The sequence below is a fragment of the Pontibacillus yanchengensis genome, assembly GCF_009856295.1.
GTDB lineage: Bacteria > Bacillota > Bacilli > Bacillales > BH030062 > Pontibacillus > Pontibacillus yanchengensis_A.
In genome coordinates this window covers 161,687-178,278 of the sequence record NZ_WMEU01000003.1, presented here as the reverse complement: position 1 = coordinate 178,278, position 16,592 = coordinate 161,687, and the positions used below count along the sequence as shown (strand labels likewise).

16 protein-coding genes are annotated in these 16,592 nt (G+C 41.2%); 8 read left to right on the top strand and 8 right to left on the bottom strand.

Annotation, left to right across the window (positions count from 1 at the left end; genetic code table 11):
• Window positions 1-7: 7 nt before the first annotated feature.
• The 6 genes from GLW08_RS10860 to GLW08_RS10835 all read right to left on the bottom strand — a co-directional run bounded on the left by GLW08_RS10860 (window position 8) and on the right by GLW08_RS10835 (window position 5,770).
• Window positions 8-865 (bottom strand): ATP-binding cassette domain-containing protein, encoded by an 858-nt coding sequence (locus tag GLW08_RS10860; RefSeq protein WP_160848673.1) that lies wholly within the window; start codon window positions 863-865, stop codon window positions 8-10.
• Window positions 862-1,761, bottom strand: a complete 900-nt coding sequence (locus GLW08_RS10855) for an energy-coupling factor transporter transmembrane component T family protein (RefSeq protein WP_160848672.1) — start codon at window positions 1,759-1,761, stop codon at window positions 862-864. The genes GLW08_RS10860 and GLW08_RS10855 overlap by 4 nt, the downstream gene beginning before the upstream one ends.
• Before the next feature lie 21 nt (window positions 1,762-1,782).
• Window positions 1,783-2,814, bottom strand: coding sequence for a LacI family DNA-binding transcriptional regulator (locus tag GLW08_RS10850; protein WP_160848671.1), 1,032 nt, complete (start codon window positions 2,812-2,814; stop codon window positions 1,783-1,785).
• 215 nt (window positions 2,815-3,029) lie between these two features.
• A complete protein-coding gene (locus tag GLW08_RS10845; protein ID WP_160848670.1) occupies window positions 3,030-3,809 on the bottom strand; it encodes a fumarylacetoacetate hydrolase family protein in 780 nt (259 codons plus the stop codon).
• Window positions 3,810-4,046: 237 nt separating this feature from the next.
• Entirely contained in the window at window positions 4,047-4,661 is a 615-nt protein-coding gene (locus GLW08_RS10840) for an ECF transporter S component (RefSeq protein WP_160848669.1), read from the bottom strand.
• A gap of 347 nt (window positions 4,662-5,008) precedes the next feature.
• Window positions 5,009-5,770 carry a transposase gene (locus GLW08_RS10835; RefSeq protein ID WP_160848668.1) on the bottom strand — a complete coding sequence of 254 codons (762 nt, stop codon included), beginning with the start codon at window positions 5,768-5,770 and terminating at the stop codon, window positions 5,009-5,011.
• Between the two features lie 459 nt (window positions 5,771-6,229).
• Here GLW08_RS10835 and GLW08_RS10830 point away from each other — a divergent pair, with 459 nt between their 5' ends.
• The 4 genes from GLW08_RS10830 (at window position 6,230) to GLW08_RS10815 (ending at window position 11,421) form a co-directional block, all read left to right on the top strand.
• The gene (locus tag GLW08_RS10830) at window positions 6,230-8,329 is read left to right on the top strand and encodes a BglG family transcription antiterminator (protein ID WP_160848667.1); all 2,100 of its coding nucleotides are present in this window, start codon (window positions 6,230-6,232) and stop codon (window positions 8,327-8,329) included.
• Between the two features lie 12 nt (window positions 8,330-8,341).
• Window positions 8,342-8,608, top strand: a complete 267-nt coding sequence (locus GLW08_RS10825) for a PTS sugar transporter subunit IIB (protein WP_160848666.1) — start codon at window positions 8,342-8,344, stop codon at window positions 8,606-8,608.
• 36 nt (window positions 8,609-8,644) lie between these two features.
• Complete coding sequence (locus GLW08_RS10820; RefSeq protein WP_160848665.1) at window positions 8,645-10,012, top strand: PTS ascorbate transporter subunit IIC; 1,368 nt, start codon at window positions 8,645-8,647, stop codon at window positions 10,010-10,012.
• A gap of 359 nt (window positions 10,013-10,371) precedes the next feature.
• Entirely contained in the window at window positions 10,372-11,421 is a 1,050-nt protein-coding gene (locus tag GLW08_RS10815; protein WP_160848664.1) for a 2,3-butanediol dehydrogenase, read from the top strand.
• Between the two features lie 218 nt (window positions 11,422-11,639).
• Here the strand turns inward: GLW08_RS10815 and GLW08_RS10810 are convergent, their stop codons facing one another.
• A complete protein-coding gene (locus GLW08_RS10810) occupies window positions 11,640-12,194 on the bottom strand; it encodes a 3-dehydroquinate synthase II (protein WP_160848663.1) in 555 nt (184 codons plus the stop codon).
• Between the two features lie 115 nt (window positions 12,195-12,309).
• Between GLW08_RS10810 and GLW08_RS10805 the strand changes: the two genes are divergently transcribed.
• Window positions 12,310-12,552, top strand: a complete 243-nt coding sequence (locus GLW08_RS10805) for a hypothetical protein (protein WP_160848662.1) — start codon at window positions 12,310-12,312, stop codon at window positions 12,550-12,552.
• A 71-nt stretch (window positions 12,553-12,623) separates the two neighbouring features.
• The gene (locus tag GLW08_RS10800) at window positions 12,624-13,130 is read left to right on the top strand and encodes a hypothetical protein (RefSeq protein WP_160848661.1); all 507 of its coding nucleotides are present in this window, start codon (window positions 12,624-12,626) and stop codon (window positions 13,128-13,130) included.
• Between the two features lie 164 nt (window positions 13,131-13,294).
• Here the strand turns inward: GLW08_RS10800 and GLW08_RS10795 are convergent, their stop codons facing one another.
• Window positions 13,295-14,230 carry an LCP family protein gene (locus GLW08_RS10795; RefSeq protein WP_237458405.1) on the bottom strand — a complete coding sequence of 312 codons (936 nt, stop codon included), beginning with the start codon at window positions 14,228-14,230 and terminating at the stop codon, window positions 13,295-13,297.
• Window positions 14,231-14,635: 405 nt separating this feature from the next.
• Between GLW08_RS10795 and GLW08_RS10790 the strand changes: the two genes are divergently transcribed.
• Together GLW08_RS10790 and GLW08_RS10785 are read left to right on the top strand one after the other, a co-directional pair.
• Window positions 14,636-15,952 carry an O-antigen ligase family protein gene (locus tag GLW08_RS10790; protein ID WP_160848659.1) on the top strand — a complete coding sequence of 439 codons (1,317 nt, stop codon included), beginning with the start codon at window positions 14,636-14,638 and terminating at the stop codon, window positions 15,950-15,952.
• Between the two features lie 40 nt (window positions 15,953-15,992).
• The gene (locus GLW08_RS10785) at window positions 15,993-16,574 is read left to right on the top strand and encodes a YdcF family protein (protein ID WP_160848658.1); all 582 of its coding nucleotides are present in this window, start codon (window positions 15,993-15,995) and stop codon (window positions 16,572-16,574) included.
• Window positions 16,575-16,592: the final 18 nt, after the last annotated feature.

Sequence of the window (16,592 nt, the reverse complement as noted above, 5' to 3'; positions counted from 1 at the left end):
TTAAGAGTTACACTTTTCCTGTGTATTCGCTTTCAAAAGTTGCGACTGCTTCTTTTACAGTAGTCGAAAGCTTTACATCTTGTTGATATTCTTGATTGTATCGATATAGAAATTCGGTTACTTGAGGAGCATTCAACTGAAACTGATGAAGCAATTCAATCTGCGTGAACACTTCCTCTGGCGTACCAAACGCTTGAACTTCTCCCTCATTTAACACCAGAATTTTGTCACAATAAGTAGCAATCCGCTCTACTTCATGGTCGATAATAATCCCTGTCATATCATAGCCTTTAAGATTTTGAAGAACATCATAGACTTCGTTCTTCCCTTTTGGATCCAGCATTGAGGTAGGCTCATCCATAATCATAATCGAAGGTCTCATCGCAAGAACGGAGGCAATAGCTAGTCGCTGTTGTTGCCCCCCCGATAAGGCAAGCGGGCTTCGTTTCTCATAGCCGGTCAACCCTACCTGAGCAAGCGCATCTTTGATTCTCACTTCCATTTCTGAACGGGAAACTCCCAGATTTCCCATACCAAACGCAATTTCCTCTTCGATTGTCATTTGACTTAACTGATTTTCCGGTTCCTGAAACACAAACCCTACATATTCAGATACATCGGCAACCGAGAAGTCCTGAATATTTTCTTCCTTAATATAAACCTCACCTTCTAGCTCCCCCTCGATGACTTCAGGAATTAATCCATTTAAACACATCGCTAAAGTAGACTTTCCGGCACCAGTCGGGCCTACAACACCCAGAATCTCTCCGTATCGTAATGTGAAATTGATATCCTTTAATGTCTTTTCTTCTGTGTCTGGATATTGAAAAGCTAATTCTTTTACTCTAACTGCTTCCTTTGTCACGATTGAAAACCTCCTCCTATCATTCCTTGAAAGTGCTTGTATAAGAATTTAATTAATAAGAAGCTAAAGATCACCCATGTCCCGATGAGGGAATAAATTAGTAACGCGTTGTTTGTGAATTGGATGGACCCCATCATGAATAGCTTCATGTAAAGTTCAAATAGCAATACGAGTAACATGGATAGAAGGAACACATAATCGATTGATGTAATCCTAGTTTCACGCAAGCTCGTTTTGGTTCCTTTTCTGCTAAAGGCTCTACATTCTAAGACGTAAGATAATTGATGTACTTTCATAAATGTGATGATAAATAAAGGGGCGAACATAGGAACTAGATTCTTCACTCGTTGTATGATGCTTCCCTTTACATCCAAGCACCTTGCTTGTTGCGCCTCCATGACAATCTTTGCTTCACGAGCAATGATTGGGATGATCTGAAATGTTGATAGCAAAATAAACGCAAACGAATGAGGGACTTTCCACTTCACTAAGGCCGCCGCCATATCTGAAGGGTGAGTGGTCATGACGAATAAAACAGCGGCAGTTCCAATAACCAAAATGCGGAAGGACATTACAGAGGCAAATACCATGGATTCATACTTAAATGTTAGCCCACCAAAGATTTCGAAAATGGGAGTGGTACCAACTGGGTTGTAAATACCATGAACCGTCATAATCAACACGGCAAATAAAATGAGAAACTGTATGGAAATCAAATAAGGCTTCACTAGTTTCGATGCTACAACAAGCGGTAACAAAGCAACTAGTAATATGAGCTGAAGCGCTGGATCATTTAGCAGGAAGGAACTGATAACGACAAATGCAACAAAAATCATTTTCGTACGAGGGTCAAGGTTATGAAGCAAGCTATCCTTTGGAATATAGAGACTGTTCATGTGATATTCCTCCTTTACATTTTAATTTACTTTTCGAAAAACGTTTTCCTTTAGTGCTCTCGTAGAATTACGTTCCGTAAGAGTTGGTTCGAACGTAATGGTCTCTTTGAAGTTTCGTTCATCTTCCGATAGCTGAACAGCCAATTGTACAGCTTTATCTCCCATTTGCACGATAGGAGTGCGGACCGTTGTTAACGTCGGATAGACAATCTCTGCATACTGGGAATCATCAAATCCAACGACAGACACATCTTCTGGAATACGTAGTTCAAGCTCTCGAGCAGCCTGATAAACACCGACACCAATCGCATCGTTTCCTGCAAAAATGGCTGTAGGGCGATCTTCTCGTGCCAGCATTTCTTTCCCTTGTTGATAACCGCTTTCCACTTTAAACTCATCTTTCATCACGTAGTGAGGTTTTGGTTCTATACCAAAGTCCCGTAACGCTGACTCATAGCCTTGCTGGCGTTCACTTGTGGAATAAGATTGGGGCTGACCGCTAATATAACCAATGTTTTCGTGCCCTAACTCAATAAGATGTTCTGTCGCCATATAAGCACCCTGGAAATTGTTAACCAATACTTCATCCACTTTCACACCAGAGACTTCACTTCCTAACACTATGACTGGTAATTCGGGTTTCGCTTTTACTAGTTCCTTAATATTTCTGTCCTCTACTTCCGGAGTAGAGAATATAATGCCATCTACTCCTTTTTGGATGAGGAATTCCACATACTCTCGTTCTTTGTTTAAATCATTATCAGTATTACAAAGAATCACGTTATATCCATACTTATGAGCTGTATCTTCTACCGATCTTGTTAAATCTCCATAGAAAATGTTTTTAATATCAGGGATAATTAATCCTAAGGTTGCAGTGTGCTTATTAATCATGGCAGCAGCTACCATATTCTTTTGATACTTTAATTTTTCAACAGCTTGATAGACTCGATCTTTTGTTTCCTGACTTGTATAGCCACTATTATTTAATACACGGGATACCGTTGATATGGAAACATTTGCTGTTTTCGCTACGTCTTTAATCGTTGCCATCTTCCCCACTCCTACTATTAGTGTGGAAACGTTTTCTTATGTTCAGAAAAAAATATTTGCATAGAAAACTTTCCCAATTTACTCTTGCCTTCATTATACTCCTAGACTTTCACATACACAACGGAATCGAAGGAATATTCCGACATTTCATGTCAATACAAGATATCCTCTAACTTCTATTTAATGGAATGTAGCCGTAGGGAAGATTTCAACGATTATAAGCTTACTTTCTTCCTTTCCTTCACTACTTGATTACGTAATCTACCAACCCCCTCTACCTCACATTCGATTGTATCTTCCTCCTGAAGAAATTCAGCTCCAACTGGACTACCAGTCAGTATGACATCTCCCGCTTTCAATGTGAGAACACGGCTTAGATAAGAAATCATTTTGTTAATAGATACAATCATTACATCAACGTTACTATCTTGTTTCTTTTCTTCATTGTGATAAGCTTTGATGCGCGTCTTGGCTAAATCAAAGTCCGTTTCAATTGCAGGGCCAAGGGGAGTAAAGGTGTCAAAAGCCTTACCAAGCATCCAATGACCATCACTATGGAAGTATTGTGGCGCTGTCACATCATTTCCGATGGTATAGCCAAATATATAATCTGCAACTTCATCTTCCTGGATGTTTTTCGCATCCTTCCCAATAACCACAGCTATTTCTGACTCGAATTTCACAGAATCTAAGTCCTCAGGAATAACGATGTCTTCATTAGGTCCAATGACTGAGGAAGTAGGTTTAAAGAAGAATACAGGCATTTCAGGAGGAGCAGGAAGATCCTCTGGTTCTTTTACAAAATTTGCCCCAATTCCAATAACTTGATTTGGCTCCAAGGGAGACGTGACCTTTATTTGATTCTCTTTGAATATATCCCCCGTATAGTCCCAAGAGGTGAAAATATTTCCGCTAATCTCCTTTATCCCTTCAGACGAAATGATTCCTTTCTTCACAGAAGAATCATGATCGACTGTAAACTGAATAAACTTCATCCATTCTCCTCCTTTAATGAGCTATGATGTTTTGATGGGTAGATCAGAGCATGCACCCTGACCTACACAGGCATTTCACTTGATTTTTCGTTCCATCTTATATATGATGGAATTTACGGTAGGGACATCAATCAACTATGTGTCGTACACAGTACGAGTAGTTGATTTGATGTTCTTTTTTTCTAAAAAGTTAGTACGAATGAGTTTTAGAGGACTCCCCCCTCTCACATTATCGTACTAAGCTGAGATTTTCTTATCATCACTCTTCTTCTTAGTCGTCCCAATCTTATTTTTAATCTCTTTCGCATTTGGTAAGTAACGAACAGGGAACATCTTCAGAATCATCCACACAATCCAGAATGTTAGAATCTTATCAGCCATCGTTCCAGGCATATTAGCAATAAACGCAGCATTAAAGATTTCTTGTCCAGAAGCAATCAACCCTGCCGTTAATACATCTACAGTATGACCGGAGAATCCTCCAAATACATATACCGAAATCACTGTAGCTATGGCCGAGGCGACTACCCCCGTTACGGCTCCTGATACAATAACCTTCCAACCTTTCTGGTACCATCCTTTTTTGAAGAAGAAATAAGCCAAAAAGGCGACTACCATCCCGACTAAAGCAAAAGGAATATACGTCCACCGAACAATAAGAGCAAGAATTACGTTTGTCATCAAGGCAGTAACCGCGCCCCATACTGGACCGATCACAATCGCATTTAACACTGTACCAATGTTGTTAAGGAATAATGGTAGTTTCAGCATCTCCACAATCGAGTTAGCAACCCAGTTAAGGGCTATACCGGCGGGTATCATCGCCACTATAAAACTCTTATTTTTCCCCATTGTTTTTTCATCCCCTCCTATTTTTTTATGGAACTTCCTTTCAGTAACCTCCTTTCTAGTTTTTATTCTTAACCCTAATAAGAGAAAAGAGCCATTTCATAAAAACGTTTCCATATGATTTGAAAATTCCAAGACCACATTATTGGAATTTAGATGAAAGGATAGAGGTGTAGACGCTTTCTGGGTGTATGTAAGCCCTTTCAAACCAAATTTTTATGTGAAAACGTTTTCTTATATTTAGTATTATACATACGCCTAACTATAAATTCAATATTAATTTTGAAAAAATCAAAAAATTCTAAATCCTTATGTTGAGTGGGATGAGGGACCTGTCCCCCCCATCCCACTCACCTCGCCCGGCCTACCACACTTCTGGATACACCTACTATTCTAGAAATCTGACTAACGGATAGACCTTTCCTCTCTTTAAGTAAAGCTAACAACGCATCCCTTTCGGTTTTTGGCATCTGTTGAACCGTCGTAGCGTTTGTAATCCCAATTGACCTAAGATACTTCTTAACTTTTTCATCAGGAACCCGTCCTCGGTCCACATATTCCAGGCATTCATCTTCATTAGTTTCCTTCATGTAATCGATATATGCCCGAATAGCCGTTTCTCGGTCATGCGAAAACAATTCCAAACCACGATCGACATCCACCATATACCACCTATGAAGATATTCATGAAGACTAGTCCATTCACTATTCCAAACATTGGTAACCAAACCCGCATTCAATGGATTCTGGTGAATATACCGTAGTACTGTTTTAAAATACCTAATGTCTTCTACGTTCTCACTTCGAAAACGCTCTTGAAATAAATGACCTATCCGCTCATATTTCATATTGTACCAGTACACGAAACTAGAACTAATCCGCTTCATCACCTTCGAAACAGTCTCCTCTTTCTCCATCAGAAGCAAATGAACATGGTTATCCATCAAACAATAAGCGTATAACTCAAAACCACAGACTCGCTTGTACTTCTTCACAATCTCTAAAAACTTCTTCTTATCCACATCATCTTCAAAGATCGTTTGCTTGTTATTCCCTCTCAACATGACATGATACACACCATTACGGCTTCTCTTTCTTGGTTTTCTAGGCAAACATGAATCACCTCGTTTGATTAAAATGTCTACGAAAAATAGCTTCAGTCAGGGAAAAAACTAGATCAGGAAAGGATTACGCAAAGGGGACTTATAACATAAGAGGGTATCAACTAAAAGGATGAAGAAGGGGGAAAGTGATACATCCTATTACTATTCCACACATTTCCTCCAAACCCTGCTACTATTCGACAATATTTGGGATGAGGGGACAGGTCCCTCATCCCATGCCCCTCTCTCCCGGGATGTACCAGGCAAAAGTGGGACGGGGGACCTGTCCCCTCATCCCATCAATCACTCCTGTGTAATTTTGCAAACAACAAACTGACAATCTTTACATACTGCAAACCCTTCCATCTCCTCCAGAAACGTATTACACTATGAATTAAGCAATGATCATTGCAGAGAAAAAAGTAATTTTGCAAACTTCATCATCCGGAGATGGAGGGATTAGATAATATGACATTAGATCACCGAAGAACGTATATTTTGTCGCAGTTGCATGAGGCGCAGCAGCCTGTATCGGTTGAGTGGTTCACCTCGAAGATGGGGGTATCGCAGCGTACCGTGTACTACGATGTGGAGCATATTAATGATTGGTTAGAGGATGCTCATTATGAGCCGATTACTCGAGAGCGTGGGGTTGGATTTTTCCTACCTACTTCCACAAGAGAGGCTTTGCCGGAAGAATTCATTATCAATGAATCGTGGCAGTATAAGTTTTCGCAGGAAGAACGGGAAATTCTCCTTATCTTGCATGTGTTGACCCATTACGAGAAATCAACGATGAAACACTTCATGGATTGGACGCAGATGAGTCGGAGCACCATTGTACACGATTTAAAGCAGATTGAAGAGACGCTAGCTCAATATGACCTGTCTCTTCACTATCAAAAAAAGACCGGCTACGCGTTAGCAGGTTCTGAATTTGATCGACAAAATGCATTATCCGGCGTACTCAGTTCCATCCTTTCCAATGAACAATGGGTCCAGGTACGGAACGTTTTCGAGGAAATGGTTCAGCAGCAAGCTCCTCAAACCGACGAACTGCTTCCATTTATAAAAGAACAACTTTATCAAACAGAACAATCACTAGGATTGGTGTTTACGGATGAAACGATGGAGCATTTAGCCTATCAAATCGCCCTCATCCTAACCGAACAACCAACGAAGCAACACATTGAAATGGACTTGACTCAGCAGGATATCATCCAGCAAACCAATGCTTTCGAGGCAATATGCGAACTCAATCAGCAGCTAGAAAACGCCGATTATCCTACACTATCAAATGATGAACAACGCTATGTAACGTTGCAGATTTTAAGCTCGAAGGTGGAATACGATGATTTTTCCACTGCACCAACCAATGAGATTTCGCAGTTACGCGAAGCGATCAATAAGATCATAGATGACTTTCAAATCTATTCGTGCATTCTGTTTGATGACCGAGACCAGCTAGAAGAAAATCTTTTAACGCACATTAAGCCGACCTACTACCGTTTGAAATATGGAGTAACAATTCAAAATGATCTGCTCGACTATATCAAAGAACATTATCAGGAAGTCTTTCAACTTACGAAAAAATCCATGGTGCACCTTGAAACACTCATTGGTCGTTCGTTACCTGATGAAGAAGTCGCTTTTATTGCAATCCATTTCGGCGGTTGGCTACGCAAGCAAGAACAATCGCTTAATCCAAAATACCGAGCCATCATTGTTTGTGAGAGCGGTGTCGGCACATCCAACATGCTTCGCTCCCAGCTGGAGTCGCTATTGCATGACCTGGAGATAACGAAAACGATGTCCTATCGCGAATTCAAGGAAACGACGCACAATGCTGACGTAATTTTTGCAACCAATTATATTAAACAAAATGAAACACCGGTCATTAACGTACCCGCTCTTTTGACCGACGTGGATAAACGGTTTGTCATCAACCAATTGGACAGTATTTTAACCCCAAAACAACAGGAAACGTCCAATACGGATGAGCTTATCAACATGATCCAACAATACGCAACCGTCCATGACGAACAAGCGCTACGGAACGAATTAGATAAATATCAGGTTACTCATACTTTGAAGGAAAAGGAGAATATTAGCCCTATGCTGGATGAATTGCTCACCGAAGATACGATTCAATTTGAACAATCCATTACGGACTGGGAACAGGCGATACGCCAGGCTTCACAACCACTGATTCATTCAGGAAAAATAACCGAGGATTACGTGCAGGCGATGATTGACAACGTGTACGAACATGGCCCATATATCGTGATTGCACCACAAATCGCAATCCCGCACGCTCGACCTGAAGCTGGTGTAGAAAAGCTAGGCATGAGTTTTCTACGCGTGCAAGAACCCGTCCATTTTTCAGAACAAGAAAAGCATCGCGCCAACCTGATTATCGTATTGGCTGCGATTGATAACGAAACCCACCTGCAAGCATTGTCCCAGCTAACGACAATGTTGTCAGAACCAGAAAACCTCGAGCACTTGATTCAAACAAATGACTCCGAGGAAGTCATTAATTTAGTAAAACAATACTCAACCCATTAGGAGGAATTTATTATGACAAAAATTTTAGTAGTATGCGGAAACGGACTAGGAAGCAGCATGATTGTGGAGATGAATGTAAATAGCATTCTGAAGGACCTTGGAAAAGAAGCAGACGTATCCCACACAGACCTAACTTCTGCGAAAACAGAACACGCTGACCTGTATATCGGCTCTGAAGAGATCATTGGAAACATTGATGATGGCAAAAAGAACATCGCCAAACTGAACAATCTAATGGATAAGAAAGAACTACGCGAAGCACTAGAAAACAACCTGTAAAACAAGCACACCAACCACCATAGAAAGGATGAGAACATGGTCAATCTTATCATGAACGACATACTTGGCACCCCTGCGATTCTGGTCGGACTTTTTGCACTCATCGGTCTACTTGCACAAAAGAAAAACGTTGCCGATACGGTTTCCGGAACACTGAAAACCGTTATGGGCTTCGTCATCTTAGGCGCAGGAGCCAACGTTCTTGTTCAATCACTAGGCAAATTCAGCGACATGTTTAACAAAGCGTTTAGCGTCGATGGCGTCATTCCAAACAACGAGGCCATCGTTGCCCTCGCTCAGGAAAGCTTTGGTACCGAAACCGCGATGATCATGCTGTTTGGTATGGTCGCCAACATCATCATCGCCCGCATTAGCCCTTTTAAATATATCTTCTTAACTGGTCACCACACCATGTTCATGGCATGTATGATCGCCGTTATTTTAACAACTGGTGGCTTAAAAGGCGTACCAATGGTTATCATCGGATCAATCATTTTAGGATCCTTGATGGTACTATTCCCAGCCCTACTACAACCTTACACCCGCCAAATCACAGGCTCTGATGATTTCGCAGTTGGTCACTTCGGTTCTACGGGTTACTTTGTATCCGCATTCATAGGTAAAAAAGTCGGCAAAAACTCTCGTTCCACAGAAGAGATCAACGTACCGAAGTCACTAGGATTCTTGCGTGACACATCCGTTTCCGTATCCCTAACGATGGTCATCCTATTCTTCGTCGTAGCCTTATTCGCAGGCCCAAGCTTTATCCAAAGCGAACTAAGTGGAGGACAAAACTTCCTCGTCTTCGCATTCATGCAAGGCCTAACATTCGCAGCAGGCGTGTATATCATCCTATCCGGTGTACGCATGCTACTAGGTGAAATCGTACCGGCCTTCAAAGGTATCGCAGAAAAAATCGTACCAAACGCCAAGCCAGCACTTGATGCTCCAGCCGTATTCCCATTCGCTGGTAACGCCGTAATCATCGGTTTCATCCTAAGCTTCGTAGCAGGACTACTCAGCATGTTCCTACTACCAATATTCGGCTTGAAAGTCATCGTACCAGGACTCGTTCCACACTTCTTCACCGGAGCGGCAGCCGGAGTATTTGGTAATGCGACAGGCGGAAGAAAAGGCGCAATCTTTGGCAGTATGGCCAACGGCGTCATGATCAGCTTCCTACCAGCCCTACTGCTACCAGTACTAGGCTCCCTAGGATTTGAAGGAACCACATTCGGCGACGCAGACTTCGGTGTTGTCGGCATCATCCTTGGTAACCTGATCAGCCTGGCTCAATCAAACATTATCTTTATCATCCTAACCTTCGTTGTCCTAGCCGCCCTATTCACCATCGGCTGGAAACTACGCGGCAAAAGCGAAGAAGAAACTTCCGAAGCAGGATAAAAGAGTGAGATGCGGGGACAGGTTCCTCGTCCCACTTCTCTCCCCTTAAGAACATGGTGCTCTTAAGGGGGTTTTTTATGTCGAAGGGTGCGCGGAGGCTTTGGCGGGACCAGCAACCTGTCATCGCTTTGAGAGCACTATTTGAGATGAGGGACCTGTCCCTTCGTTCCAAATTGAGATGAGGGACCTGTCCCCGCATCTCATCCCCAAGCATCTCACTACTACCGTTTCATTTATCCCAATATAATACTTCATAAAATAGTAACAATTCACCCTTATTATGAATGTTACAATTCAATTAGAGTAATAATAAATTCCTATTAGTACATCACTTCTAAATCATTCAAGGAGGATTCACAATGAAAGCTGCAGTATGGTATGGACAAAAAGACTTACGAGTAGAAGAAGTTGAAGTATCTCCGTTAAAAGAAAACGAAGTTCAAGTTAGAGTTGCTTGGGCAGGCATATGCGGAAGTGATTTGCACGAGTATGAAGAAGGTCCGGTTTTTATGCCGAGTCAACAAAAAGATGAGTTAACAGGTCAGCAAACACCGCTAACCATGGGCCATGAATTTGCTGGAATTGTTGAACAAGTAGGCTCCCAAGTAAAGGGAATCAAACCAGGTGATAGGGTTTCTGTTAACCCAACACTAACCCATGGTAATAAACATGAAGATGTAGATATTTATGATGGTTTTAGCTTCATTGGACTGCATGGGAACGGTGGTTTCACCAGTTTTGCCAATGTACCGGAGGAGAATATTTATATCTTGCCAGAACCCTTATCCCTTCAAGATGGAGCTTTGGTAGAACCGATGGCTGTAGCAGTACAAGCAGTAAAGGAATCAAACATTCAATTCGGTGACACGGTTGCTGTTTTTGGAACTGGGCCAATTGGATTAGTTACGATTGTTGCCGCAAAAGCTGCTGGTGCTAGTCGCATCATAGCTCTAGACCTTTCTGAAACACGCTTACAAAAAGCTAAAGAAATGGGCGCAACGGATATTATTAATTCAGGTGAAGTAAACCCAGTAGAAGCGATCAAAGAGTTAGAAAAAGATGGAGTAGACATTTCTTTCGAAGTTGCCGGTGTAGAACCTACATTCAAGCAATCCATTGAAGCGACCAAAGCCAGAGGTACAATGGTTATCGTGTCTATCTTTGCAGGATCTATAGACTGGAACCCTATGCAACTTACTGGAGGAGGAGTTAAAATAACCTCAACCATCGCCTATTCTCCATCCTCTTTCCAACAAACAGTAGATTTAATGGGAACAGGTCAATTGAAACCTCAAGAAATGATTACAGATAAAATTCAACTCGATGACATCGTAGAAAAAGGGTTTGAAGCTCTAAGTAACGATAAATCGCAAGCAAAAATATTAGTAGAATTAAGCGGAGAATTATAATCAGAAAAAAACCGTGTCCATTTCATTGGACACGGTTTTTTCATGGGACGAGGGGACAGGTCCCTCATCCCAAATTAGCTCTCATCAAGAGTTACAAATGGCTGTCGTGCTTCTACATGGAGGGGATTGCCCTCTTTGCTTTTTTCGCAACTTATGCTACTGAAATAAGGGACCTGTCCCTCCGTCTCACCGATAAAAGGAACGCCCCCGCGTCCCAACTATTTCTCGATAATCTCTTCATCCACCTGCTCTCCCAAGTGCCTCCCTGGTTTATCCTGTAGGCACAACACCTGATCACCTACTTTAAGGTTCAACACCGACGTTTCGCCTTTTGTTTTCTCTAGCAAGTGGACACTAGGTGAGTATTGTAACGTTGCAGATATAGATCCTTGATCCATTTTACACTCCACTCTTACAAAAGGCCGCTTTTCGATTTTCACTCTCCCAACCGCAAGAGACCGACTCTCTTCTTCATCCGTTAACCAGACTTTTTCTCCAGGGTTCACTTCATCCAAATACAACGTCTTCTCCTCTTGAAAAAGATATTGATGAAAAGCACCAACATTTATGCGAAAAGCACGTGGCGGATACCCTTCTGAACTTCGATTCTCAGACAATACTTTTATGTATCCATGCCCTGTATTCCCTACATAGACGCCTTCATTAGGTTTTAGGTAATCGATGAAGTCAAGACATACTCTCATCCCTTCCCCAACCTCTGTTATGTTCGTAATTCCCATATACTCTTGTTGATTTTCTATTTGATTAGTCATAGATTCATCTCCTCTTTGATGAGACAAAGGGACAGGTCCCTCGTCTCAAATTAATTTAGAATAAGTACAAATTCTGATGAAATGGATGAAAATGTAATTAAGGGTGGCGTTTCACTTGGTAAAAGCATTATCCAAATTAGACTTGTATGCTCCTATCACCTGTTTGCTTATCATTGTATTTTATCTAGCAACTGACTTCATTGAAGTAATAAGCCTTCTAGGATTACTTTCAGTCGTAGTGAACATTTATAACGGCGTAAAGGAATATCAAAATAATAGGAAGAAAATTGCTGTGATTACGTTTGTTTTATCGTTCATTCTCCTGCTACTCAGCTTCATGAATATATTCTCTACTTAGAACCTACTAATCAGACTGAGACGAGGAACCTGTCCCCGCGTCCCAAATAAAAAAGATTGGAGTGCTTAATCATGCACGTAAACTCAACAAGCACCATCTTACTACCAAACAACATAGACGGAAGAAGCATACATAGTAACATTATCCCTACAGTGAGTAACCTTAAGAATATGATAACAAAGCTTAAAGAAGTAAACGGAGACCGAGACCAGTTAAAGCCATGGGATAAACGAAGCTATGACGCCTATCGAATTGATGACATCAAACCTTATCTACTAGAAGGTACCGTACAAGAAAACATCCACCTACTCAAAAAACATATTCTACGCAGCAATATAAAAGACTTAGGTCCAAACTGTATCGATATGTATCTAGTAGCCTATGTTGCAGAAACGCATGGTCCAGGAAAAGATGAACTAATCAACTATGTATTCAACCATGACATATCAGACAAAACAAATTCAGCTCAAGCCATTTGGCAAGTTGGCCGAGGAGATGGTGTTTTTCTAGGGATCCTCAACAATGATGGTTCTATAGCGGATTGGAACTTCTTTGCTAGTTGGATTAAAGGGCAATAAAAATAGGGAGCAAATCTTCCTCCGCTCCCTCTTCCATAAAACTGCCAATCTAGAACACATAGACTACCCACTTAAGAACTAGGATCATAAGCCATTTTGGGATGGAGGGACAGGTTCCTCATCCCAGCCAAAACTGCAACGAGGAACCTTTCCCCTCATCCCACCTAATCAGAAATCTTTAGCATATCATGAACCTTCTGGACTTCTTGCTCTGGTACAAGCAGGTACCAAAGTCCATCAATCATTTTTCCTTCTCCTGTCATTTGGTAAGTAACGACATTGTTTCGTACGCTTCGATAGTTCAGGAATAGATGCCTCATGTCTTCAAATGCCAGATTGGTCTGCATATTATCTCCGAGCACATCAAGAATGGATCCTATTTTGTTGACGGAAGAAAAGCTAGCTCCCTTATTAATAAGAGCTTGTATAACAGTGCGTTGGCGTTCATTTCGACCAAAATCATTATTCGGATCTTGGTATCGCATTCGCACAAACCCCATTGTTTGTGGACCATTCAAATGAATATTCCCTTTCTCATAAGTGTACCCTTTTTTATAGTGCCCTGTATCGGTCCATTCCAAATGATTGGTTACTTCAATACCACCTACAGCATCGACAAGCTCAGATAAGCCTTCCATGTTGAGCTTTACATAATAGTCAAGATCAATATCAAGAAAGTCTTCTACCGTGTTAATGCTCATTTCTGTACCACCATATGCATAGGCATGATTAATTTTCGTAACTCTTCCGTCCCCAGCAATCGTCGTTCGTGTATCACGAGGAATACTGACTAGATTCATTTGATCTTTGCCTGGTTTCATGGAAAGTACCATTAATGCATCTGAACGACCTTGGTCATCTTCCCTTTCATCTACACCCATCAATAATATATTTAGAGGCTTTTCCTGTTTCATTTTCTTCTTGCCAATACTTGTATCTATAGACGCAACAGGTGTATGAATCTTCTTTTCAACGGTTTGCTTAGCGCTTTGATACACAAAAAATGCGTATCCTCCACCAGCTAAACCTACACACACAACTATAGTAAGTAGTACTTTCCACCATAAGCCTTTTTTCTTCGGCTTTTCCTTGTTCTTCATGAGTTCACTTCTTTCCATCGTGCAGATCTAATACGTAATCTATAAGAGTCTATCCTTTGACACAAACATACGCCAATATTTTTCTCATCTCTTTTAGTAATAGACTGTTTAGTAAGCATGTTTTATTTTACCAATTTAAGCCCAAACAAGGAATAGCGAACCATGTCGAAACAATTATTTTTAATATATTTTATGTAACTAAATCTATTTCACCTATTAAAATTTCATACCTTCATCCAAGAATTTTACTTACTAGTTTCGATGGGATGAGGGGACAGGTCCCTCGTCTCACCAAATTGGGACGAGGAACCTGTCCCCTCATCTCACGAATGGAAATTCATAGGTCACAGATTCTGCCGCATATGATAGAGTAAAAAAGGACTAGACACAGAAATGAGTGAGCCTATGAAAAATGTCATCCTAATCTTCCTAACCTTATTTCCGATTTTAATCTACCCTACCTTCCTAGACTACTCGTTCACCACGACGAAGTTCTTTTACTTAAAGTGGATGACTGTCGCAATATGGGTGTATATCCTATGGCAGTTACTACGAAAAAATCTCACACCTAGATGGAACACAACCACCTTTCTGGCAGGTTCCTTTCTATTCCTAATCGCACTATCCACGCTCTTTTCAGTCGATCCATCCACTTCCTATGTTGGTGCGTCTGGTCGGTTAGAAGGGCTGATTGCATGGGTGGGATATATCACTTTATTTCTATTCGTGTATTTGTTTTTCTCAGAAAAAGAAGACAGACGCCTCCTGTCATACATAACATTCGTATCCGGACTCGTTGCCATCTATGCAATTCTGCAACACTTCCACCTAGACTTCCTACCACGAACTACACACGCTCAAGGCTGGGCGAGGAGTTATGGCTTTTTTGGGAATCCGAATTTTTGCGGGTCGTATGTAACGATCATGCTGATGATTGGAATGGGATTCTATTTATCCACTACAAAAAGGTCACAGAACGTGTACTATTTCCTACTGTTATCTACCTTGTTTGCGTCTATGCTCTACTCCTCCACACGTAGCGCCTGGGTTGGGAGCTTTATCGGGTTTCTATTTATCTCGTATCATGTTTACAAAAAAAAGAGACTGTGGAAAAAATGGATTGCTCTCTCGTTCAGTTTTCTCGTTCTATTTATAGGGATTGGCCTGACAGAGGATGGCTCATTGGTGAAACGAACCTTTGGACTAGTAGAGGAAGGAAAGCAAGTAATCGAAGGCAATCAACACGCCGGATTAAGCAGACTATACATATGGAAAAACGCACTCCCACTCATCCCAGAATACATGTGGCTTGGGTCAGGTCCCGATACGTTTGCAGAAGTATTCCCAGACCGACCGGAGGAGAAGCGAATCTATTTTAGTGGGAATGAGGATATTATCGTGGATAAAGCACATAATGAATACTTACAACTAGCCGTGACAATGGGGATTCCAGCTTTAGTAATGTATCTTATACTAGTAAGTACCACATTAATAAAATGCATGCATATTTTACAAAATCTCAACTACGCTCAACAATCCTTCCTTGAAGCAGGCATCATCGCAGCACTTATAGCGTATGTCGTACAAGCTTTCTTTAATATTAGTGTGATTACGGTGGCTCCATTTTTCTGGGTATTGCTTGGAATGTTAAATCGAAAGGTTACGAAAACGGAACACACAACATACTCAACTGGATTTTTGAATCTAAATGAGGGTAAATAGAAGCAGCAATTAAAATGATGTAGATAGGAATGGATAACACATGGACAAACGCATTCTCATACGCAACCTTTTTATGATAGGCTTCGTTCCCTTTTGCCTACTAATCACTCTCATCATCATATACGCCATACTAGGTAGAGAGTACCTGGTCATTGAGGGAAACCCTCAAAAATCAGAAGCAATCATTGTGCTAAGTGGTTCCGATGGCAGACTAGAGCATGCCGTCAAACTATATAAGAAGGGATATGGAGAGAACATCATTTTAACCAACTCCACAGAACCAAGTACAACAAAAAAGGAAGCGATCGAACTCGGAGTTCCAGAGGATGCCATCATAGAAGAAAAGAAAGCCACCAGTACATACGAAAATGCCCTTTTCTCCAAAGATATAATGGAAAAAAGGGACATTACCTCCGCTGTTGTGGTAACAAGTGATTACCATACGCGAAGGTCGAAATATACATTTGAAACGATCTTCTCTTCTACAGATATAAACCTGAGTTATGATGTTGCCCCTTCTGCCTTTCAAACATCGGGCAAAATGAATGAATATGATAAGCGAATCGTATTGAGTGAGTACACCAAGCTTACGGGGTATTGGTTGCGGTTTCTGGTGACTTAATGGGATGAGGGACCTGTC

Coding starts and splice junctions, on each gene's coding strand:
- GLW08_RS10840 (WP_160848669.1), bottom strand. CDS start 4,661: ATGGGGAAAAATAAGAGTTTTATAGTGGCGATGATACCCGCCGGTATA.
- GLW08_RS10785 (WP_160848658.1), top strand. CDS start 15,993: ATGGACAAACGCATTCTCATACGCAACCTTTTTATGATAGGCTTCGTT.
- GLW08_RS10790 (WP_160848659.1), top strand. CDS start 14,636: ATGAAAAATGTCATCCTAATCTTCCTAACCTTATTTCCGATTTTAATC.
- GLW08_RS10810 (WP_160848663.1), bottom strand. CDS start 12,194: ATGACTAATCAAATAGAAAATCAACAAGAGTATATGGGAATTACGAAC.
- GLW08_RS10815 (WP_160848664.1), top strand. CDS start 10,372: ATGAAAGCTGCAGTATGGTATGGACAAAAAGACTTACGAGTAGAAGAA.
- GLW08_RS10795 (WP_237458405.1), bottom strand. CDS start 14,230: ATGAAGAACAAGGAAAAGCCGAAGAAAAAAGGCTTATGGTGGAAAGTA.
- GLW08_RS10830 (WP_160848667.1), top strand. CDS start 6,230: ATGACATTAGATCACCGAAGAACGTATATTTTGTCGCAGTTGCATGAG.
- GLW08_RS10825 (WP_160848666.1), top strand. CDS start 8,342: ATGACAAAAATTTTAGTAGTATGCGGAAACGGACTAGGAAGCAGCATG.
- GLW08_RS10855 (WP_160848672.1), bottom strand. CDS start 1,761: ATGAACAGTCTCTATATTCCAAAGGATAGCTTGCTTCATAACCTTGAC.
- GLW08_RS10850 (WP_160848671.1), bottom strand. CDS start 2,814: ATGGCAACGATTAAAGACGTAGCGAAAACAGCAAATGTTTCCATATCA.
- GLW08_RS10820 (WP_160848665.1), top strand. CDS start 8,645: ATGGTCAATCTTATCATGAACGACATACTTGGCACCCCTGCGATTCTG.
- GLW08_RS10845 (WP_160848670.1), bottom strand. CDS start 3,809: ATGAAGTTTATTCAGTTTACAGTCGATCATGATTCTTCTGTGAAGAAA.
- GLW08_RS10800 (WP_160848661.1), top strand. CDS start 12,624: ATGCACGTAAACTCAACAAGCACCATCTTACTACCAAACAACATAGAC.